This window comes from Paraburkholderia fynbosensis (assembly GCF_902859935.1).
GTDB lineage: Bacteria > Pseudomonadota > Gammaproteobacteria > Burkholderiales > Burkholderiaceae > Paraburkholderia > Paraburkholderia fynbosensis.
Genome location: NZ_CADIKI010000025.1, coordinates 122,943 through 144,331 on the forward strand (window position 1 = coordinate 122,943; position 21,389 = coordinate 144,331).

Genomic DNA, 21,389 nt, shown 5'->3' on the forward strand with positions numbered 1-21,389 from the left:
AAAAATAACTGTTATCGGGCGGTCGCGACGCTATCGAGCGCCTCGCGCACTTCAGCGATGAAACGCGTGAGCGTTTCGGCAGCGGTGTCGGGTGCTGCCTGTTCGAGCAATTGGACGATACGGCTGCCGATCACCACGGCATCGGACACCTCGGCCACCGAGCGCGCCGTTTGCGCGTCACGGATACCGAAGCCGACGCCCACCGGCAGGGGCACGCGCGACTTGATGGCCGGGATTTTACTCGCGATGCTGGAAACGTCCAGATTTGCTGCTCCGGTCACCCCTTTCAGCGACACATAGTAGACGTAGCCGCTCGCAATCTTGCCGACTTCTGCAATGCGCTCGTCCGTTGAGGTCGGCGCCAGCAGGAAGATCGGATCGATCCCGGCAGATCGCATCTGTCCGGCGAAGTTAGCACACTCTTCGGGCGGATAGTCGACAACCAGCACCCCGTCGACACCGGCTTCGTTTGCTGCCTTGGCGAAGGCTTCCGTGCCCATGCGCTCGATCGGGTTGGCGTAGCCCATCAGCACCACCGGCGTTTTGTCATCCGTTTCGCGGAAGCGCTTGACGTCGGCAAGCACGCGGCGCAGCGACACGCCATGCGCCAATGCACGCTCGGACGACTGCTGGATCACCGGGCCGTCGGCCATCGGATCGGAAAACGGCACACCGAGTTCGATCACATCGGCGCCGCCGGCGGCGAGCGCGTGCATAAATTCGACCGTCCGCTTCGGGTCGGGATCGCCGGCCGTCATGAACGGAATCAGGCCTTTCTTACCTTGGGCGGACAGCGCGGCAAAGGTGTTCTTGATACGGGACATGGAAATATTCTCGGATTGGGCTACTGCGCGCGCATCGCGCGCGGCTCATTGAACTTCGGTCTGCCGCTGCGTTCTGGCTTTGGCCTTGGCCTGGCGAGACACGGGCGGCGAGGCGGCGGCGCTCACGCGCTCGCGCGCTATCGCGCAGTAACTTTCATTGATCTCATAGCCGACGAATTCGCGCTGCTGACGGGTGCAAGCGACTGCGGTGGTGCCGCTGCCCATGAACGGGTCGAGCACACGGCCGCCCTTAGGACAACTGGCCAGCACCATCCGCTCGACAATTTCCAGCGGTTTCTGGGTCGGGTGCGCGACGCGTTCGGCGTGCTGCCGATGCAGACGCGATACCGACCAGACATCCTTTGGGTTATAGCCAAGCTCCAACCACTTACTGCCCTCGAACAACTTACGCGAACGCGCCTTCTTCGTGACTGCATCGTACGGGATGCGGACGGGGTCGAGATCGAAGAAATAATCCTTCGATACCGCGAAAAAACCGATGTTGTCATGTACCGACGTAAACCTGCGCACAGTACCGCCCATGCTCGGTACACGCCGGTCCCAGATGATTTCGTTGATCATCGTGAGTTTGGTCTTCAGAAAGCTGAAGATTTCCGGCGAATACTGCCATGTACAGAATATGTACAGCGAACCCGAGGGCTTGAGCTTGGGGATGGCGAGCTCGAGCCAGCCACGCGTCCAGGCGAGAAATTCCTCGCCCGTGCGCATGTCAGAGTCGTTGCCGTAATCCTTGCCCAGTCCATAAGGCGGATCGCATACGATCAGGTCGATCGACGCGTCAGGAATATTCGCCACATCGGTCAGAAAATCGCGATTCAAGAGCTGAATGCCGGCGGGTACCTGCGCCAGAAGTGGTGCAGGCACCGCGACCGCCGATACTTCGGCGATCGGATCCACTGTTTCAATCGCCGGCTGCGGCTCATCGAACTCGTCGCGCATCGTCACGGCGCTCAGAACTGAATGCCCGATCGCTCGGCGACCGTGTGCATGTCCTTGTCGCCGCGCCCCGACAGGTTGACCAGGAGGATCTTGTCCTTCGGCAGAGTCGGCGCGAGCTTGGCGGCATACGCCAGCGCGTGGCTGGATTCCAGCGCTGGAATAATGCCTTCGATGCGGCAGCAATCGTGGAATGCCTTGAGCGCCTCTTCGTCGGTGATGCCAACATATTGCGCGCGATTGCTGTCTTTGAGCCACGCATGCTCGGGACCGACGCCCGGATAGTCCAAGCCCGCCGACACCGAATGCGTCTCGATAATCTGGCCGTTTTCGTCCTGAAGCAGGTAGGTGCGGTTGCCGTGCAGAACGCCCGGGCTACCGCCGATCAGCGACGCGGCGTGACGCCCAGTGTCGAGGCCGTCTCCGGCGGCTTCGACACCGATCAATTGCACCGAAGCATCTTCGATATACGCGTAAAAAATGCCCATGGCGTTCGAACCGCCGCCAACGCACGCAATTACGGCATCCGGCTGCCGACCGGTTAGCTCCGGCATCTGCACCTTGCATTCATCGCCGATGACCCGCTGGAAGTCGCGCACCATCATCGGATATGGATGCGGCCCGGCCACGGTGCCGATAATGTAGAACGTACTTTCGACGTTCGTCACCCAATCGCGCATGGCTTCGTTCAATGCGTCTTTCAGCGTGCGCGAGCCCGATTCGACCGGCACCACGCTCGCGCCGAGCAGCTTCATGCGATAGACGTTGGCCGCCTGACGGCGCACGTCTTCGGCGCCCATGTAGACGACACATTCCATGCCGAAGCGCGCCGCGATGGTTGCGGTGGCCACGCCGTGCTGGCCGGCACCCGTTTCCGCGATCACGCGTGGTTTGCCCATTCGCTTGGCCAGCAACGCTTGGCCGATCACGTTGTTGATCTTATGCGCACCGGTGTGATTCAGATCTTCGCGCTTGAGGAAGACCTGCGCGCCGCCGAGCAGTTCGCTCCAGCGCTGAGCGTGATAAATCGGCGACGGTCGGCCGACGAAGTGTTTCAATTCGCGCTCGTATTCGGCGACGAAGTCGGGATCTTTCTGGAATTTCTCGTACGCTTCACGCAGCTCATCGAGTGCGTGGACCAGCGTTTCGGCGACGAACACACCGCCAAATTGGCCGAAATGGCCTCTTTCGTCAGGCAAGTTATACATGGTGATCACTCTTCTCAGTGTGGCGCGCGGCTCCCAGGATAAGAGAACCGCTGGCCTGAATCATTCGGCATCCGCTGCGCGCACCGCGCGTACGAATGCCGCCATCCGGGCGTGATCTTTCACGCCCTTGGCGCCCACAACCTCGATGCCGCTGGAGACATCGACTGCGTAGGGGCGCACGCGATGGATCGCATCACTGACGTTTTGCGCGTTCAACCCACCACTCAAAACGGCCCGACGCCCGAGCTCTGCTGGAATAAGTGACCAATCGAAAACCTTCCCGCCGCCGCCGTAGCCCTCGACATGGGTGTCGAATAGAAGACCACTGGCCGCTGAATAATTGAGAGCCGATTTTACCAAATCGGCCGGCTGAGTATCCGCCGCAACACGCAACGCGCGCAACCAAGGCAAACCCGCAACGCTGGCGAGCGCTTCGCACTGTTCCGCGGTCTCATCGCCGTGAAACTGCAGCAACGTGAGTCCGACGTTGCTCACCACTTCGCGAACCCAATCCGGCGTAGCGTTGACGAACAGCCCGACCACGGACACGAACGGCGGCACATCGTGCACCAGTTCGACCGCCTGTGCGACGCTCACTGAGCGCGGGCTTGGCGGGTAGAACACGAGACCGATGGCGTCGGCGCCGAGGTCGATCGCCTGGGCGACGTCCTCCGGTTTCGACAACCCACACAGTTTGACGCGCGTGCGATGCGGCACGCTGTGCTGTTGCACGACGGCGCCTGCATTGGCGTCGGCGGGGTTCGGCAGATTTTCGCTGACTTTCATGTTTCCGGTTGCTCGGTCCATACGGTACTCCAGGGCGCGCTGCCCGTTTGCGGAGCGGGCACGGCGAATCGCTCAGGATAGCTCACTTGCGCCAGGTACAAGCCGTCTGGCATGAAAGTCGGTGCGGCGCAATCGCGCCTGCGGCTAGCGAGCACTTCGATCATCCATTCGGGCGCGCGTCGGCGGCGGCCGATTTCGATCAGACAACCCATCAGGTTGCGCACCATGTGGTGCAGGAATGCATTCGCCCGAAAGCGGAAATGAACGAAGTTACCGTTCTGTCGAACGTCGATCTGATACAGATGCTTAACCGGCGTTTTCGCTTGGCATTGCGACGAGCGGAACGCCGAAAAGTCGTGCTCGCCGATCAGATGGGCCGCGCCGGTCCGCATTGCGTCGACATCGAGGGGCACATGCACCCAGCCCGCTCGCGTCGCGAGCATCGGCGAACGCACCGGGCTCACGTAAAGGACGTAGTAATAGGTCCGCTCGAACGCTGAAAACCGCGCATGAAACTCGTCGGGCATCTGCTTGGCCCACTGCACACCGATGGTCTTCGGCAGGAACGAGTTGGGGCCGCGAACCCACGAAATATCCAGACGGTCGAGTTCGGTGTCGAAATGCACGACTTGCCCGAGGCCATGCACACCGGCATCCGTGCGGCCCGCCACGACGGTATGCACGGGCACCTGCGCGAATTCGCGCAATGCCCGTTCGAGTTCGTTCTGCACCGTATTGCCGTGCGGTTGCGACTGCCAACCGCCGAATGCCGCGCCGTCGTACTGGACGCCTAATGCAATCCGCTTCACGACAACGGCGCCAGCGTCGAGAGCAGCGCGCGGGCCTCGGTGCGCGTAGCCGGATCGTTCGCTTCGATCACTTCGTTGATGAGCGAACGCGCGCCGGACAGATCGCCAAGTTCGATGTACTCGGAGGCCAGATCCAGCTTATTGCGGGCGATGCGGACGAGATCGGCCTGCGTGAATGCGGGCAACGGCTGCGCCGGGCTCGGCGGCAGTTCGAGGTCGAAGTCGAGCTTCAGCGCGCCGAACCCGGCCGCGCCGAGGCCCGCGACGGCCGCGTGGCCTGCTGTGCCGGCGGCGATTTCGTCGGCGATATGCGGGGCGTCGTCCAGATCGTCCGACGCGAGGGCTTGCTGCGCAGTCGTCTCGGGCGACGCGACCGGCTGCGTGCTCAGCGACGCGGGGCTCTGTACGCTGTCGGCGGGTGTTTCAATGCGCGGCGGCAGCGGCATGTCGAGACCGCTGAACGCGTTGACGGCCTCGCGCGGGAATTCGGTAGGCGCGGCGGGCGCGGGCTGGGGAGCGCGCGCCGTTGTCTCGGGCAATGCGTCCGCCGACACGTCGGGGTAAGGCTGGCCGAACGGCGAAGTCGCGCGCGGCTCGATGTGTTGTTGCGTGAAATCGATCACGGGTGATGGAACGTTCAGATGATTCTGCGGCCCGGTGACCGGTTCTTGCGGTGTGGCCGGTGTATCGGAAGCCGGCTCGTCATTCGGTTGCAGGCCGTGCGCGGATTCCTCCGCAGGCAGGGCTTCATCGTCGACCGGTTCCAGTGACGTCAGCGGCAGGGCTTCGGCGCCGAGGTCCGCGGCTGCGGCGAGGCTCGCTGCCGTGGTTGCAGTGGCCGAGCTTTCCTGCGCCGCGGCGGGCGGCAGAGGTTCGGCTGTCAAGCCGGTCCCGGCGCGTGCAGGGGTGTCCGTGGCCGGGTGTGACAGATCGAAGGATGTGGGCGATGCGGTTTGTTCTTGCCCGACAGGTTCTGACGGCGGGGAGTCTTGTACGGCGGGTTTTGTAATGGATTCTTGAATGAGGGGATTGTGTTCGGCTGCGGCTCGGTCGGCCGTTGCTTGTTGTTCTGCTGCTGCCGCTTGTTCTGCTGTTTGTTGTTCCGCTGCTGCTGCGCGTTCTGCCGCCGCGCGTTCTGATTCGGCGCGTTCGGCTACTGCGCGTTCTGTCGCCGTACGTTCAGCTGCTGCCTTGTCAACTGCTGCCTGTTCCGACGCAGCACGTTCCGCTGCTGCACGTTCAGCTACCGCCAATGCCGCAGCTTGCCGCGCAGCGTCACCATCGTCCGCGCCCGACACTTCGCCCTTCCGGGGCTGCCCGCGAACCGCATCGCCATCCTGTGGGTCGCTTGCTCGCGCCGACATCGCCACTTCGCCGTCCGCCGAAGCCACGCCTTCGCGCTTACGCCGACGCATGCGCAACGCCGCCAGCAGCACAACCAGTGCTGCGCCAACCGCCGCCGCGATGCTCAACTCCTTCTGTGACATCCCGCCACCGTTCGACGCGGGACCAACCGCCGCAGCGCCATGATCGGATGCCGCCGATGTGGCCGGCGACGCTCCGGCAACCGGCTTCGCAGCGCCCGCTGCCGCCGTTCCGCTGGTAGCGACCGGCGCACCGCCGATACCATGCTTCTGCAGCTCCATCAGCACGCGGTTCTTCAGCGCAAGCAATTGCTGCAGGCTGGAAACCTGCGCGCGCGGTTGCGACGCCGATTGCGCGGCGCCGGGCGCCGGAGCTATCCCGGTAGCCGGCGTCGGGGCGCTTTCGGTTGGCGCACTCGCTGGCGGCTGAATCGATCCAGACCACTCATGCGCGTCGCTCGCCGGCGCTGCAGCCACCTGCGAGCCCGCAACTGCCGGCGCCGATGTATTAGCACCGCTCACAGCCGCGCTGCTCGACGCGGGCGAGCTTGCCTGCGCCACTGCACTGGCCGTCCCCGCGACCGCAGGCGCAGCCGACGCCGAAGCATGTGCCCCAGCACTTGCACCCGTCGCGCTTGCAGCCGTCGCATCGACCTGCGCGGCACCGCTCGCACCAACCGCCGCATTCGGCGCCGAAGCACCCACAGCCCATTGAGTCCCCGCCGACGACGCCGCCAAAGCCCCGGACGCGTCCAGCGCCGGCACGGTCAACACCGCTCCCACGCGCATCCGGCTCGGGTCATGCGCCATGAACGCACTCGGATTCGCATCGAACAACGCGCGCGATGCGCGCACGAGCGTTGCCCGGTCGTGCGACTGCGTGACGGCGATGGCCACGTCGTTCAACGACTGCCCTGGCCGCACCGTGTATTGACCACCGGCCGCATACGAAACCGACGCGGCGTCCGGCGCGCTCGCCGCATCGCCTGGCGCGGCAACTGCACTGCCCGCGCCCACGCCGGTCAGCACAAAAGCCAAAGCAGCAGCGGCCGCCGGACGGCTCGACAAACGGCCTTTATCCTGATGGCTGAACATAGCCCGAATGGACGAGAATCGAAGGTTCATCGGGACTCCTGGCGCGTCAGCGCACAGCCCTTTTTTGCGGTTGGAAGGAGACAAGATAATCGGAGCACACAATGAAAAAAGCGCCGCGCAAGCGCGACGCTTCTTGAGTTTTCTACGCGTCGTGACCGCGTAGTTTACTTTACTTGTCGAGCACAATGCGAAGCATGCGACGCAGCGGTTCGGCCGCACCCCACAGCAGCTGGTCGCCGACCGTGAAGGCCGACAGATATTCGCCGCCCATCGCGAGCTTGCGTACCCGGCCGACCGGCACCGTCAGCGTGCCCGTCACCACCGCCGGGGACAGATCACGCATCGACGCTTCGCGTTCGTTCGGCACGACCTTGACCCAGTCGTTGCCCGACGCGAGGATGCTGTTCACTTCGTCCAGCGGCACGTCCTTCTTCAGCTTGATGGTCAGCGCCTGCGAGTGGCAGCGCATTGCGCCGATCCGCACGCACAAACCGTCGACCGGGATCGAACCCGGCGTGCCCATGGCCGGCTTGCCGAGAATCTTGTTCGTTTCGGCGCCGCCCTTCCACTCTTCCTTCGACATGCCGTTGCCAAGATCCTTGTCGATCCACGGAATCAGCGAGCCGGCGAGCGGCACGCCGAAGTTGTCGGTCGGCATGCGATCGCTGTTCATTGCGCTCAGCACACGACGGTCGATGTCGAGAATCGCCGACGACGGATCAGCCAGGTCTTCCTTGGCCGCGCCATACAGCGTGCCCATTTGCTGCAGCAGTTCGCGCATGTTTTGCGCGCCCGCGCCCGACGCGGCCTGATACGTCATGGCCGTCATCCAGTCGACGAGGTTTTCGCGGAACAGGCCGCCCAGCGCCATCAGCATCAGGCTGACAGTGCAGTTGCCGCCGATGAAATTCTTCTGGCCCTTGACCAGCGCGTTCTTGATCACGTCGAGGTTGACCGGATCGAGAATGATGACCGCGTCGTCCTTCATGCGCAGCGACGAAGCCGCGTCGATCCAGTAGCCGTTCCAGCCCGCCGCGCGCAGCTTCGGGAACACTTCGTTCGTGTAGTCACCGCCCTGGCAGGAGATGATCGCTTCGCACTTCTTCAGGTCTTCGATGCTTGTCGCATCTTTGAGCTTGGTCTCGTTTTTGGCGAACGACGGCGCGTTGCCGCCCGCGTTGCTGGTGCTGAAAAACACCGGTTCGATCAAGTCGAAATCGCCTTCCTGCTGCATACGCTGCATCAGGACGCTGCCGACCATGCCGCGCCAACCTACGAGACCTACGTTCATGACTTCATACCCTTCGAATTGAGACTTCCCCGCATCTTTGCCCGCAGTGACCGCGCGGGGAAGATGAGCGGGCACGACGGACGATCAGCGTTTCGTGATCGTTTTCGGGGTAATCGTTTTAATGGTAATGGCGAACTCAACCACACGGGCCGTTGTGCCGTGCAGTTTGGAAATCGAGGAGATTTGGGAGATCTGCGCCATTGTTGCAATATACACGAAAACCGAAATCTGGCGACGTCATTCGCCGCTGTCGCCCGTTGTGTTGCTCGCGAATCGGCCTGTTTTAAGGCCGATTCGCGTTTTAAAGGCCGTTTGACGACCTGATTACTGCCTGAGCCCCATGCACTTTACAGCGCTGCAACGACGGCGTCGCCCATCGCGACCGTGCCGACCTGCTTGCAACCCGGCGTGAGGATGTCACCGGTGCGATAGCCCTGCTCGAGCACCTTCTTCACCGCGTTTTCGATACGGTCTGCCTGCTCTGCCTTGTTCAGCGAATAGCGCAGCATCATTGCCGCCGACAGGATGGTAGCCAACGGATTGGCCACGCCCTTGCCCGCGATATCCGGTGCGGAGCCGTGCGACGGCTCGTACAAGCCCTTGTTATTCTTGTCGAGCGACGCCGACGGCAGCATACCGATCGAACCCGTCAGCATGGCGGCTTCGTCGGAGAGGATGTCGCCGAACATGTTGCCGGTGACGATCACGTCGAACGACTTCGGCGCCTTCACCAATTGCATCGCCGCGTTGTCGACGTACATGTGAGACAGCTCGACATCAGCGTATTCCTTCGACACGTCGATCATCACGTCCTTCCAGAACTGCGACGTTTCGAGCACGTTGGCTTTATCGACCGAGGTCAGCTTCTTGCCGCGCTTTTGCGCCGCCTGAAACGCGACGTGCGCAATGCGGCGCACTTCCGGCTCCGAATAACGCATCGTGTCGAAGCCTTCCTTCGCACCGGCGAACAGGCCGTCCGGCGCTTCGCGCACGCCGCGCGGCGCGCCAAAGTAGATATCGCCGTTCAGTTCGCGCACGATGAGGATATCGAGACCCGACACGATCTCTTCCTTCAACGACGACGCGCCGGTCAGTTGCGGATAGCAGATCGCCGGGCGGAAGTTCGCGAACAGCTGCAGGTGCTTGCGCAGGCCCAGAATTGCCTGTTCCGGACGCAGCGCGCGTTCGAGCTTGTCGTACTTCCAGTCGCCGACGGCACCGAACAGGATCGCGTCGGCTTCCTTCGCTAACGCCAGCGTCGAATCGGGTAACGGATGACCCTTGGCTTCGTAGCCCGCGCCGCCAACCGGCGCTTCTTCGAGTTCGAACTTTTCGCCGAGTACGTTCAGGACCTTGACGGCCTCCTTGACGATTTCGGGACCGATGCCGTCGCCCGGCAACACTGCGATCTTCATGCGAATTCCTTGATGATTTTCTTCGAGACTGTCGAGCGTGATTCAGCGCGCGGGCCGCGAAGCCCCTCGCGCACCTTATGCATTAACCGACGATGCGGTGGCTCAGCCACGGCTGCTTCGCGATGCGCTCCGCTTCGAACTCGCGAATCTTGTCCGCGTGACGCAGCGTGAGGCCGATGTCGTCGAAACCGTTCAGCAAGCAATATTTGCGAAAGCCCGCAACCTCGAACGGATACTCCGCGCCGCCATCCGACGTGCGCACGACTTGCGCTTCGAGGTCGACGGTCAGCTGGAAGCCGTTGAATGCGTACGTTTCGTTGAACAGATGATCGACTTGCTGTTCGGTCAGCACGATCGGCAGCAGGCCGTTCTTGAAGCAGTTGTTGTAGAAGATGTCGGCGAAGCTCGGCGCGATCAGCGCGCGAAAGCCATACTGCTGCAATGCCCACGGCGCGTGCTCACGCGAGCTGCCGCAGCCAAAGTTCTTGCGTGCCAGCAGCACCGACGCGCCTTGATAACGCGGCTGGTTCAGCACGAAATCCGGGTTCAGCGGACGCTTCGAGTTGTCCTGGCCCGGCTCGCCGTGGTCGAGATAACGCCATTCGTCGAATGCGTTCGGACCGAAACCCGTGCGCTTGATCGACTTCAGGAATTGCTTCGGAATGATCGCGTCCGTGTCGACGTTCTCGCGATCGAGCGGCGCCACGACGCCGGTGTGTACGATGAATTTATCCATGACGCTTGCGCCTGTTTCAAGACCGGGCGATACGGGTGGCGGCCGGGAAGCCGCTCGCCGCATCACCGGCAAAATTCAAAAACCGCTTATTTCTCAGCGTGATTGCTGATCGAATTGCCGAGGTGAGACATGTCCTGGCCGAATCCGTGCACCGTGTTGCAACCGGCCAGACCGAGCAATAGCCCGGCCAGCGTACCGAGTGCGAAGCGGCGCAATAGAGTGCTGCGATTCATGTTCTTCATCATGCGATTTATCCAAGCTTGCGAATATCGACGAAATGCCCTTCGATCGCGGCAGCCGCTGCCATCGCGGGACTCACGAGGTGGGTGCGGCCACCGGCGCCCTGACGACCTTCGAAATTACGATTCGACGTGGATGCACAACGCTCGCCCGGATCCAGCCGGTCGGCGTTCATCGCGAGACACATCGAGCAGCCCGGCTCGCGCCATTCGAAACCGGCATCGGTAAATACCTTGTCGAGGCCTTCACGTTCCGCTTGCGCCTTCACGAGCCCCGAACCCGGCACCACCATGGCCAGACGGATGTTCGATGCGACGCGGCGGCCCAGTTTCTTCACGACGTAAGCCGCGGCGCGAATGTCTTCAATGCGCGCGTTGGTGCACGAACCGATGAAGATTTTATCCGGCTTGATCGACTCGATCGGCGCGTTCGGCTCGAGCGCCATGTACTTCAGTGCGCGTTCCATCGCATCGCGCTTGACCGGGTCCTTTTCGCGTTCCGGGTCTGGCACGCGGCCGTCCACGGCGGTGACCATTTCCGGCGACGTGCCCCACGTGACTTGCGGCACGATTTCCGCAGCGTTCAGTTCGACCACGCGATCGAAATGCGCGCCGTCGTCGGACTTGAACTGCTTCCAGTACTCGACCGCGTGATCCCACTCGACGCCTTCCGGCGAGAACGGACGGCCTTTCAGGTAGTCGATGGTGGTGTCGTCGACCGCAACCATGCCGGCGCGTGCGCCCGCTTCGATCGCCATGTTGCAGACCGTCATGCGGCCTTCCATCGACAGCGCGCGAATCGTCGAACCGCCAAATTCGATCGCGTAGCCGGTGCCGCCCGCCGTGCCGATCTTGCCGATGATCGCCAGCACGATGTCTTTCGCGGTGCAGCCACGCGGCAGCGGGCCGTCGACCTTCACCAGCATGTTCTTGCTCTTTTTCTGCAAGAGCGTTTGCGTGGCCAGCACGTGCTCCACTTCCGACGTGCCGATGCCATGCGCCAGCGCGCCGAACGCGCCGTGCGTGGACGTGTGCGAGTCGCCGCAGACGATCGTCATGCCCGGCAGCGTAGCGCCCTGCTCCGGCCCGATGATGTGCACGATGCCCTGACGCATGTCGTTCATCTTGAACTGCGTGATGCCATAGGCGTCGCAATTCGCATCGAGCGTGTCGACTTGCAGCCTGGAGACCGGGTCGGCGATGCCGTGGCTGCGGTCCGTGGTCGGCACGTTGTGGTCCGAAACCGCCAGGTTCGCGCTGATGCGCCACACCGGACGTTCAGCCAGCTTCAGGCCCTCGAACGCCTGCGGGCTGGTCACTTCGTGCAGCAGATGACGGTCGATATAAAGGATCGTCGTGCCGTCTTCTTCCGTGTGGATCACGTGCGTGTTCCACAATTTGTCGTAGAGAGTCTGTGCCATGGTATGCGTGGTAGTAATGACTGCGGGCTGACCGTGTCAGTCGATTATGCCACGCAGCGCCCGCCGTGGGCCGTTCAATCAGCGGAAAAACCGATAAAAAACAGTGAGTTGGGTGGTAGTTCCGATACCTGTATCCACGTTACCCGGCTCAAAAACAAAACGCCCCAACGGCGAACCCGTTGGGGCGTTTTTTCCTTCAGCAGACTCCGCGCTCACTCGTAACCAATCAATCAAACGTTACGAGCCAGGCAGATTCAAAACCGGTCAACGTTGCGCGATCGGCTTCGCTTCACGTTGCGTGTCGCCGATGAACAGCTGACGCGGACGGCCAATCTTCTGTTCCGGATCAGCGATCATTTCGTTCCACTGCGCAATCCAGCCGACCGTACGCGCCATCGCGAAGATACACGTGAACATCGACGTCGGGATGCCCAGCGCGCGTTGCACGATGCCCGAGTAGAAGTCGACGTTCGGGTACAGCTTGCGCGACACGAAGTATTCGTCTTCCAGAGCGATCTTTTCCAGTGCCATGGCGAGCTTGAACAGCGGGTCGTCGTGCAGGCCCAGTTCTTCCAGCACTTCGTGGCAGGTTTCGCGCATCAGCTTCGCACGCGGGTCGTAGTTCTTGTAGACGCGGTGACCGAAGCCCATCAGCTTCACGCCCGAGTTCTTGTCCTTCACCTGCTTGATGAACTCAGGAATGTTGTCGACCGAGCCGATTTCTTCCAGCATGTTCAGCGCGGCTTCGTTCGCGCCGCCGTGCGCCGGGCCCCACAGACACGCGATGCCCGCCGCGATACACGCGAACGGATTCGCACCCGACGAACCGGCGAGACGCACGGTCGAGGTCGACGCGTTCTGCTCGTGGTCCGCGTGCAGGATCAGGATACGGTCGAGCGCGCGCACCAGCACGTCGTTGACCTGGTAGTCTTCGCACGGGTTCGAGAACATCATGTGCATGAAGTTCGCGCTGTACGACAGGTTGTTCTTCGGGTACGCAAACGGCTGGCCGATGCTGTACTTGTACGCCATCGCGACGAGAGTCGGCAGCTTTGCGATCATGCGGATCGCCGACACTTCACGGTGACGCGGATTGTTGATGTCGAGCGAGTCGTGATAGAACGCCGACAATGCGCCGACTGCGGCGACCAGAATCGCCATCGGGTGCGCGTCGCGACGGAAACCACGGAAGAAGAAGTGCATCTGCTCATGCACCATTGTGTGGTTCGTGACCGTCTTCACGAATTCGGCCTTCTGCTGCGCGTTCGGCAGTTCGCCCTTGAGCAGCAGATAGCAGCTTTCGAGGAAGTCGGCGTTTTCCGCGAGGTTGTCGATCGGGTAGCCGCGGTACAGCAACTCGCCCTTGTCGCCGTCGATGTAGGTGATCGCCGAATTGCACGCCGCCGTCGACATGAAGCCCGGGTCGTACGTGAACTTGCCGGTCTGGCCGTACAGTTTGCGAATGTCGATTACGTCCGGACCTAGCGTGCCCTTGTAAATCGGCATTTCAACGCTCGGCGAATTGTCGCTGAACGATAGCGTGGCTTTAACATCTGACGGGGTCATAGCACATCCTCAATCGAAGTATGGATACAGGGTTTCGATAATCGCACGCCTGGACAACGGACTCGCCGCGCACTGGCGGCACTCAAGCGTTGCGCAGCAGATCCAGCACCCGGATCACATCCGGGTCGGCAAGCTCGCCTTCCGGTTCCTTGCGCACGAGCAGCAAGTCCATCAGGTCGTTATCGCTCAGTTCGAGCAGACGCGTGAGAGCGCCCACGTCGGCATCGCTGAGGTCATGCTCGTATCGGCCGAAAAAACGTTCGAAGATCAGATCGTTTTCCAGCAGGCCCCGCCGCGCGCGCCAGCGAAGGCGCGCGCGGCGGAGAGGGTCGGACTGATGCGATGTTTCGTCCATCTCAGACAGCGCGGCGAACCATCAATTCCTTGATCTTGCCAATCGCCTTGGTCGGGTTCAGGCCCTTCGGGCAAACGTCGACGCAATTCATGATGGTATGGCAACGGAACAGACGGTACGGATCTTCCAGGTTGTCGAGGCGTTCACCCGTCGCTTCGTCACGGCTGTCCGCAATGAAACGATAGGCTTGCAACAGACCGGCCGGGCCGACGAACTTGTCCGGATTCCACCAGAAGCTCGGGCACGAGGTCGAGCAGCTAGCGCACAGAATACATTCGTAGAGGCCGTCGAGCTCGTCGCGTTCTTCCGGCGACTGCAGACGTTCCTTTTCCGGCGGCGGCGTATCGTTGATCAGGTACGGCTTGATCGAGTGATACTGGTTGAAGAACTGCGTGAAATCGCAGATCAGGTCGCGCACGACCGGCAGGCCCGGCAGCGGACGCAGCACGATCTTTTGCGGCAGGTCGTTCATGTTCTGCAGGCAGGCGAGACCGTTCTTGCCGTTGATGTTCATCGCGTCCGAACCGCACACGCCCTCGCGGCACGAACGGCGGAACGACAACGTCTCGTCCATTGCTTTCAGCTTGAGCAGTGCATCGAGCAGCATGCGTTCGTGCGAGTCGATTTCGATCTCGTACGTTTGCATGCGCGGCGCTGCGTCCTTGTCCGGGTCGTAGCGGTAAATTTCAAATGTACGCTTTGCCATTTCTGAATTCCTTTGACTTGTGCCTTAGAAGGTACGCGCTTTCGGCGGCACCGATTCGACGGTCAGCGGTTGCATATGAACCGGCTTGTAGTCGAGGCGATCGCCTTCGCTGAACCACAGCGTATGGCGCAGCCAGTTTTCGTCGTCACGATGTTCGAAGTCGTTCTGCGCGTGCGCGCCACGGCTTTCCTTGCGCGCTTCGGCGGAGACCATCGTGGCGCGTGCCACTTCGATCAGGTTCGCCACTTCCAGCGCTTCGATGCGGGCCGTGTTGAACACCTTCGACTTGTCCTTCAGATGGATGTTGTCGACACGTTCAGCCACTTCGCGGATGCGCTCGACGCCTTCAGCCAGCAGCGCCGACGTACGGAACACGCCGGCGTGCGCCTGCATCGTGCCGCGGATGTCGTTCGCGACCGCTTGCGCGTACTCGCCCGACGACGACCGGTCGAGCTTGTCCAGACGCGACAGCGCGAAGTCGGCAGCGTCGGCCGGCAGGGGCTTGTGCTCCTTCATGTCGTTCACGTGCTTGACGATGTGGTTGCCGGCCGCGCGGCCGAACACCACGAGGTCGAGCAGCGAGTTCGTGCCCAGACGGTTCGCACCGTGCACCGACACGCACGAGCATTCGCCCACAGCGTAGAAACCGTTGACGATTTCTTCATGGCCCTTCGCCGTACCGACGACCTGACCGTTGATGTTCGTCGGGATGCCGCCCATCTGATAGTGGATGGTCGGCACAACCGGAATCGGCTCTTTAATGCAATCGACGTTCGCGAACTTCATCGCGATTTCGCGGATCGACGGCAGACGCTTCATGATCGTCTCGGCGCCGATGTGCGACAGGTCGAGCAGCACGTGATCCTTGTTCGGACCCACGCCGCGGCCTTCCTTGATTTCCTGGTCCATCGAACGCGAAACGAAGTCGCGCGGCGCCAGATCCTTCAAGGTAGGCGCGTAGCGTTCCATGAAACGCTCGCCGTTCGAATTGCGCAGAATGCCGCCTTCGCCACGCACACCTTCGGTAATCAACACGCCCGCGCCGGCCACGCCGGTCGGATGGAATTGCCAGAACTCCATGTCTTGCAGTGCGATGCCCGAACGCGCGGCCATGCCCAGGCCGTCACCGGTGTTGATGAACGCATTCGTGGATGCCGCGAAGATCCGGCCCGCGCCGCCCGTGGCGAACAGCGTGGTCTTGCCTTCGAGGATGTAGACGTCGCCGGTTTCCATTTCCAGCGCGGTCACGCCGAGCACGTCGCCGTCGGCGTCGCGGATCAGGTCCAGCGCCATCCATTCGACGAAGAATTGCGTCTTGGCCGCGACGTTCTGCTGATACAGCGTGTGCAGCAATGCGTGACCGGTACGGTCAGCCGCCGCGCAAGCGCGTTGCACCGGCTTTTCGCCGTAGTTCGCGGTGTGGCCGCCGAACGGGCGCTGATAGATCGTGCCGTCGGCGTTACGGTCGAACGGCATGCCGAAGTGTTCGAGTTCGTAGACTGCGTTCGGTGCTTCGCGGCACATGAACTCGATCGCGTCCTGGTCGCCGAGCCAGTCGGAGCCCTTGATCGTGTCGTAGAAGTGATAGTGCCAGTTGTCTTCGCTCATGTTGCCCAGCGAAGCGCCGATGCCGCCTTGAGCGGCGACCGTGTGCGAACGCGTCGGGAACACCTTGGACAACACGCAGACCGACAGACCGGCGCGCGCGAGTTGCAGCGAAGCGCGCATCCCCGAGCCGCCTGCGCCGACGATGACCACGTCAAACTTGCGACGCGGCAGAGAATTCTTGATTGCAGCCATTCTTTTACACTCTCCAGAGAATCTGCGCAGCGTAGCCCGCACATGCGAGCAGCCAGACGATCGTCAGCGCCTGAAGCGTCAGGCGCACGCCAACGGGCTTCACGTAGTCCATCCAGATGTCGCGGATACCAACCCACGCGTGATAGAACAGCGACAGCAGCGTGACGAACGTGGCGAGCTTCATCCATTGCGTCGCGAAGATCGACGCCCAGCCGTCATACGAGAAGTTGCGACCTGCGAAGAACCACACGAGCAGGATCACCGTGTAGATCGCCATCACGGCGGCGGTGATGCGCTGCGCGAGCCAGTCGCGCAGGCCGTAATGCGCGCCGACGACGAGACGCTTCGAACCGATTCGGTTATTAGCTGACATTTTTTAGAATGCTCCGAACAGTTTTGCCGCGAATGCAATGGTGAGCAGCGACGATACAACGAGGACCACGATAGAGGTCGACTTGCCTTTTTCCTTCGTCACCGCATTGTGGTTGGTGTCCATCACGAGGTGGCGAACGCCGGCGCAGAAGTGAAACAGGAAAGCCCACGCGAGAACCAGCGTGATGAGCTTGACGATGATGTTGGAGAGGAAACCTTTGAAGACTTCGAAACTCAATTCGGAAGTCAGGCTCTGATCAAAGAGGTACAGCAGGAACGGAAGAAAAACAAACAGCAGACCACCGCTCACACGGTGCAGAATCGACACACGTCCCGCTAGCGGGAGACGGTATGCCGTCAATATTTGCCCAATACCGATGTTCCGGAATTCCGGCCTCGGTTTTTTTACCGCTTCAGCCATGCTAGACCCCTACTATGTAGTCACACTAATCCGCAATTTTAGCGCCTTTTTATATCGCGCTGCAGCGAAAACCACGACAGGTCCGTTACAGCACGCGCGATAAAGCGCCGTCAAACAGGCGCGCGTGTGGGACGCCGCGCCTGGATTCAGCCCGATTCAGCTCAGATCGTTCTGATAGTAATACCCGGTTGTGACATACCAACCTCGCCGGACTTCGACCGGCCGGTCTCCGTACGTAAAGGAGACGCGCTCGACCGACAGCAGCGGAAAACCCGCGGGCACGTGCAGCAGATCGGCCACCGATGGCTCCGCCGCCACCGCGCGGATCTTCTCCGTCGCGCGGATCATGCGGGTGCCGAACTCCGTCTCGAACATCGCGTAAAGGGGGCCCTTGTATTCCGACAGCCGTTCGAGCGTGAGCCCGCGGAACACGGCGCCGGGCAGCCAGATCTCGTCGAGCACGGTGACTTCCCCGTCGAACTGCAGCAAACGCTTGATCAGCACGACCGGATCGGCCGGCTTCAGATCGAGCTGCCGGGCGATCTCCGCCGATGCCCGCAAGCGTCGGCACTCGAGCAGGCGGCTCACGTGCGGGTGTTCCGCGCCGTCGTCGGCCAATAGCCTCAGGAAGCGGAACTGGGCGCGGTCCTCGTTGTGCGTTGCAACAAACGTGCCCTTGCCCTGGCGGCGCACCAGCAGATTGTCGGCGGCAAGCTCGTCAATCGCTTTGCGCACCGTTCCCTGGCTGACCTTGTATCTTGCCGCCAATTCGACTTCACTAGGAATGATCTCGCCGGGCTTCCACTCACCGCTTTCGAGGCTCTGCGTAATCAACCCCTTGATCTGCTGATACAAGGGACTGAAAGTGGGCGACGCAGCGGGAGCGGCAGCAGATACACCCTCGCCTGCGGCCCCTTGGCCGTTCGGGTTCGTGGTGTTCGCCGGGTTCGAATTCATCCGCGCATTTCATCATAAAGGGCTGGGGCGCGTCTAGGGTTTTCCCCGCAATAGATGTGTCTTATATAAGACATAAGATAATGTTGACTTTGTGCTTCACGGCTCCTACACTCCTTGTCGAGCAAGGGTTTGCGGGATTTTCGGCGGCTGTTTTCAGGCAGCGCCGCAACGCGCCGGCCACCACTCTGCACTATGCTGTTCCCTCGCAGTTCAGGTTTCGATTCGCCGCCATCCGTTGGTCCGACGCTTGCCGAAACGCGCTGTTTGCAGGAGCCCGCACCGTGCAGCGGCTACCCGGCGCCTCGCTGTTCCAGTCCCGCTCTCTCAGGAAAATGCCGGGCCGTCCCAAGGCTTTTCTGCCCTTCCGGGGGCCTGGCGCGAAGCGCCCGAGGAGAGCGTCCCGTAGCTCGGTAGAACAGGTTTCCGGCACGGCGGTCTTGCCGCAGCACGCCGCCCGGTCTCGGCAGATCTAGAGGCCGCACGCGAACAGTGAATTCCGCCGTGTTTCATAACGCTTCGCTGAACGCGCATATAGAATGGCGTTTTCCCTAGCGTCTAACGCATCGTCCTGGAGATTTCTCAATGGCTAAGCCCGCAAAGCGCGTTGCCGTCACCGGCGCCGCAGGTCAAATCGCTTACTCCCTGCTGTTCCGCATCGCCAATGGCGACCTGCTCGGCAAGGATCAACCGGTCATCCTGCAGCTGCTCGACCTGCCGCAAGCGCAAGGCGCCGTCAAAGGCGTCGTGATGGAACTGGATGATTGCGCATTCCCGCTGCTGTCGGGCGTCGTGATCACCGACGACCCGAAGGTTGCATTCAAGGATGCAGACGTCGCCCTGCTGGTCGGCGCACGTCCGCGCTCGAAGGGCATGGAGCGTAAGGATCTGCTGTCGGCCAACGCCGAAATCTTCACGGTTCAGGGCAAAGCGCTGAACGATGTCGCGAGCCGCGACGTGAAGGTGCTGGTGGTCGGCAACCCGGCCAACACGAACGCGTACATCGCTATGAAGTCGGCGCCGGATCTGCCGAAGAAGAACTTCACCGCGATGCTGCGTCTGGACCACAACCGTGCGCTGTCGCAACTGGCGGCCAAGTCGGGCAAGCCGGTCGCGTCGATCGAAAAGCTGGCTGTGTGGGGCAACCACTCGCCGACCATGTACCCGGACTTCCGCGTTGCAACGGCTGAAGGTCAGGACCTGACCAAGCTGATCAACGACGAAGAATGGAACCGCAACACGTTCATCCCGACCGTCGGCAAGCGCGGCGCGGCGATCATCGAAGCGCGCGGCCTGTCGTCGGCGGCGTCGGCAGCTAACGCTGCAATCGACCACGTGCGTGACTGGGTCCTCGGCACGAACGGCAAATGGGTCACGATGGGCATCCCGTCGGATGGCTCGTATGGCATTCCGGAAGACATCATCTACGGTGTGCCGGTAACGTGCGAAAACGGCGAGTACAAGCGCGTGGAAGGTCTGGAAATCGACGCGTTCTCGCGTGAAAAGATGGACGGCACGCTGCAGGAGCTGCTGGAAGAGCGCGAAGGCGTTCAGCATTTGCTCGGCTAAGCACTCCGTGCCGATGAACCGGAACTCCGAAGCGTTACCGCGGCGGGTTCCGGTTTTTTTCGTGCGAACGCAGCGTTTCGCAGCTGATTCGAACGCGTTTTGCCACCACGTCACCGTGGTCGGGCAGAACCCGTCCGAATCGGATTTTCTCCAATCACCACCCACGCCCTGACGCCGAAGATGCGCGCCCTCACACCCGCCGAAGTGCTGTTTGACGGCGAAGTGCCGCCCGCCGTGCTGCCTGCCTGCGACCACTACGCCGGCAGTGAAAAACTGATGCGGAAATCGCTCGCGTTGCAGCAGCAACTGGGGCCGGTGTTCGATATCACGCTCGATTGCGAAGACGGCGCGCAAGTCGGCCGCGAAGCGGAACACGCGGAGCTGGTCGCGTCGCTGCTGGGTAGCGAACATGACCGCTTCGGCCGCGTCGGCGTGCGGATTCACGACTTCGCTCACGCGCATTGGCGGGACGACGTCCGCCTCATCCTCCGCGCCGCGAAGCGAGCACCCGCTTACATCACCCTGCCGAAAATCCGCAGCGTGCCCGATGCCGCCGAAATGGTCGCGTTCATCGAGGCAACGCGGCGCGAGCTCGGCATCGCGCAGCCGGTACCGGTGCAACTGCTGGTCGAAACCCACGGCGCGCTCACCCGCGTGTTCGATCTGGCCGCGTTGCCGGGCGTCGAAGCCCTGAGCTTTGGCCTGATGGATTTCGTCTCCGCACACGACGGCGCAATTCCCGACACCGCCATGCGCTCGCCGGGCCAGTTCGATCATCCGCTGGTGCGCCGCGCGAAGCTGGAAATCTCGGCCGCCTGCCATGCGCATGGCAAAGTGCCGTCGCACAATGTCAGCACGGAAGTGCGCGACATGAGCGTGGTCGCCAACGACGCCGCACGGGCCCGCAACGAGTTCGGCTACACGCGGATGTGGAGCATCCACCCGGCGCAGATCGAGGCGATCGTCGCCGCGTTTGCGCCGCGCGACGAGGAGATCGCCACAGCTACCGAGATCCTGCTGGCCGCGCAGTCCGCGCAGTGGGGCCCGACGCGCCATCACGACACGCTGCACGACCGCGCGAGCTACCGCTATTACTGGTCGGTGCTGCGCCGCGCGCAATCCACGGGCCGCGCCGTGCCGCAGGACACGGCGCCGCTGTTCGCGGAAGTGGGCGCTAACGGACAGTCCACACCGTGAGTGGCAAGGTTCAGGCAGCAGCTACGAGCAGGCAAACAGGAGAACGCGGGAGATGAGCGAGACGACGCAAGCCGCTGGTGCACAAGGCAGCAACGAACCCCAAAGCGGCTTCAAACCAAAGAAATCCGTGGCGCTGTCCGGCGTGACCGCGGGTAACACGGCGCTGTGCACCGTCGGCAAGACCGGCAACGATCTGCATTATCGCGGCTACGACATTCTCGACATCGCGAGCGCGTGCGAATTCGAAGAGATCGCCTATCTGCTGGTCCACGAAAAGCTGCCGACCCAGGCCGAACTGACTGCC

The 21,389-nt window shown here is 62.0% G+C and carries 21 protein-coding genes; 3 read left to right on the forward strand and 18 right to left on the reverse strand.

Translation table 11 applies throughout. The annotated features are described in order from the left end of the window. Positions 1 to 11: 11 nt before the first annotated feature. The 18 genes from trpA to HV770_RS32140 form a co-directional block, all read right to left on the reverse strand. On the reverse strand, positions 12 to 824 hold the full coding sequence (gene trpA / locus HV770_RS32055; RefSeq protein WP_175165514.1) for a tryptophan synthase subunit alpha: 813 nt from the start codon (positions 822 to 824) through the stop codon (positions 12 to 14). Positions 825 to 869: 45 nt separating this feature from the next. After that, entirely contained in the window at positions 870 to 1,784 is a 915-nt protein-coding gene (locus HV770_RS32060) for a DNA-methyltransferase (protein ID WP_175165515.1), read from the reverse strand. An 11-nt stretch (positions 1,785 to 1,795) separates the two neighbouring features. Then, positions 1,796 to 2,989 carry a tryptophan synthase subunit beta gene (gene trpB, locus HV770_RS32065; protein ID WP_175165516.1) on the reverse strand — a complete coding sequence of 398 codons (1,194 nt, stop codon included), beginning with the start codon at positions 2,987 to 2,989 and terminating at the stop codon, positions 1,796 to 1,798. 60 nt (positions 2,990 to 3,049) lie between these two features. Continuing rightward, entirely contained in the window at positions 3,050 to 3,796 is a 747-nt protein-coding gene (locus HV770_RS32070; protein WP_246291391.1) for a phosphoribosylanthranilate isomerase, read from the reverse strand. Then, complete coding sequence (gene truA, locus HV770_RS32075; RefSeq protein ID WP_175165517.1) at positions 3,772 to 4,584, reverse strand: tRNA pseudouridine(38-40) synthase TruA; 813 nt, start codon at positions 4,582 to 4,584, stop codon at positions 3,772 to 3,774. The genes HV770_RS32070 and truA overlap by 25 nt, the downstream gene beginning before the upstream one ends. Continuing rightward, positions 4,581 to 7,073 (reverse strand): motility hub landmark protein FimV, encoded by a 2,493-nt coding sequence (locus tag HV770_RS32080; protein WP_175165518.1) that lies wholly within the window; start codon positions 7,071 to 7,073, stop codon positions 4,581 to 4,583. The genes truA and HV770_RS32080 overlap by 4 nt, the downstream gene beginning before the upstream one ends. Positions 7,074 to 7,212: 139 nt before the next feature. Further along, the gene (asd, locus tag HV770_RS32085) at positions 7,213 to 8,334 is read right to left on the reverse strand and encodes an aspartate-semialdehyde dehydrogenase (RefSeq protein WP_175165519.1); all 1,122 of its coding nucleotides are present in this window, start codon (positions 8,332 to 8,334) and stop codon (positions 7,213 to 7,215) included. Positions 8,335 to 8,681: 347 nt separating this feature from the next. Then, positions 8,682 to 9,749: a 3-isopropylmalate dehydrogenase gene (gene leuB, locus HV770_RS32090; protein WP_029971412.1), complete on the reverse strand. Its 1,068-nt coding sequence runs from the start codon at positions 9,747 to 9,749 to the stop codon at positions 8,682 to 8,684. Between the two features lie 82 nt (positions 9,750 to 9,831). Next, entirely contained in the window at positions 9,832 to 10,485 is a 654-nt protein-coding gene (leuD, locus tag HV770_RS32095) for a 3-isopropylmalate dehydratase small subunit (protein WP_175165520.1), read from the reverse strand. 86 nt (positions 10,486 to 10,571) lie between these two features. Beyond that, positions 10,572 to 10,730 (reverse strand): entericidin A/B family lipoprotein, encoded by a 159-nt coding sequence (locus HV770_RS32100; protein WP_121320181.1) that lies wholly within the window; start codon positions 10,728 to 10,730, stop codon positions 10,572 to 10,574. Positions 10,731 to 10,735: 5 nt separating this feature from the next. Continuing rightward, entirely contained in the window at positions 10,736 to 12,145 is a 1,410-nt protein-coding gene (leuC, locus tag HV770_RS32105) for a 3-isopropylmalate dehydratase large subunit (RefSeq protein ID WP_175165521.1), read from the reverse strand. A 264-nt stretch (positions 12,146 to 12,409) separates the two neighbouring features. Beyond that, positions 12,410 to 13,711 carry a citrate synthase gene (gltA, locus tag HV770_RS32110; RefSeq protein WP_175165522.1) on the reverse strand — a complete coding sequence of 434 codons (1,302 nt, stop codon included), beginning with the start codon at positions 13,709 to 13,711 and terminating at the stop codon, positions 12,410 to 12,412. Between the two features lie 82 nt (positions 13,712 to 13,793). Continuing rightward, positions 13,794 to 14,066, reverse strand: coding sequence for an FAD assembly factor SdhE (locus HV770_RS32115; protein ID WP_175165523.1), 273 nt, complete (start codon positions 14,064 to 14,066; stop codon positions 13,794 to 13,796). Between the two features lies 1 nt (position 14,067). After that, positions 14,068 to 14,772, reverse strand: coding sequence for a succinate dehydrogenase iron-sulfur subunit (locus HV770_RS32120; RefSeq protein ID WP_054034792.1), 705 nt, complete (start codon positions 14,770 to 14,772; stop codon positions 14,068 to 14,070). 24 nt (positions 14,773 to 14,796) lie between these two features. Beyond that, the gene (sdhA, locus tag HV770_RS32125; RefSeq protein ID WP_175165524.1) at positions 14,797 to 16,572 is read right to left on the reverse strand and encodes a succinate dehydrogenase flavoprotein subunit; all 1,776 of its coding nucleotides are present in this window, start codon (positions 16,570 to 16,572) and stop codon (positions 14,797 to 14,799) included. 4 nt (positions 16,573 to 16,576) lie between these two features. Then, positions 16,577 to 16,945, reverse strand: coding sequence for a succinate dehydrogenase, hydrophobic membrane anchor protein (gene sdhD / locus HV770_RS32130; protein WP_121320173.1), 369 nt, complete (start codon positions 16,943 to 16,945; stop codon positions 16,577 to 16,579). 3 nt (positions 16,946 to 16,948) lie between these two features. Beyond that, positions 16,949 to 17,365 carry a succinate dehydrogenase, cytochrome b556 subunit gene (gene sdhC, locus HV770_RS32135; protein WP_121320171.1) on the reverse strand — a complete coding sequence of 139 codons (417 nt, stop codon included), beginning with the start codon at positions 17,363 to 17,365 and terminating at the stop codon, positions 16,949 to 16,951. Positions 17,366 to 17,521: 156 nt separating this feature from the next. Then, on the reverse strand, positions 17,522 to 18,322 hold the full coding sequence (locus HV770_RS32140; protein WP_175165525.1) for a GntR family transcriptional regulator: 801 nt from the start codon (positions 18,320 to 18,322) through the stop codon (positions 17,522 to 17,524). Between the two features lie 582 nt (positions 18,323 to 18,904). Between HV770_RS32140 and HV770_RS32145 the strand changes: the two genes are divergently transcribed. The 3 genes from HV770_RS32145 to HV770_RS32155 all read left to right on the forward strand — a co-directional run. Continuing rightward, on the forward strand, positions 18,905 to 19,888 hold the full coding sequence (locus tag HV770_RS32145; protein ID WP_075304867.1) for a malate dehydrogenase: 984 nt from the start codon (positions 18,905 to 18,907) through the stop codon (positions 19,886 to 19,888). A 180-nt stretch (positions 19,889 to 20,068) separates the two neighbouring features. Further along, positions 20,069 to 21,085: an HpcH/HpaI aldolase/citrate lyase family protein gene (locus HV770_RS32150; protein WP_175165526.1), complete on the forward strand. Its 1,017-nt coding sequence runs from the start codon at positions 20,069 to 20,071 to the stop codon at positions 21,083 to 21,085. 52 nt (positions 21,086 to 21,137) lie between these two features. Continuing rightward, positions 21,138 to 21,389 (forward strand): citrate/2-methylcitrate synthase (locus HV770_RS32155; RefSeq protein ID WP_281366246.1); only part of this gene is annotated, 252 nt, incomplete at its 3' end.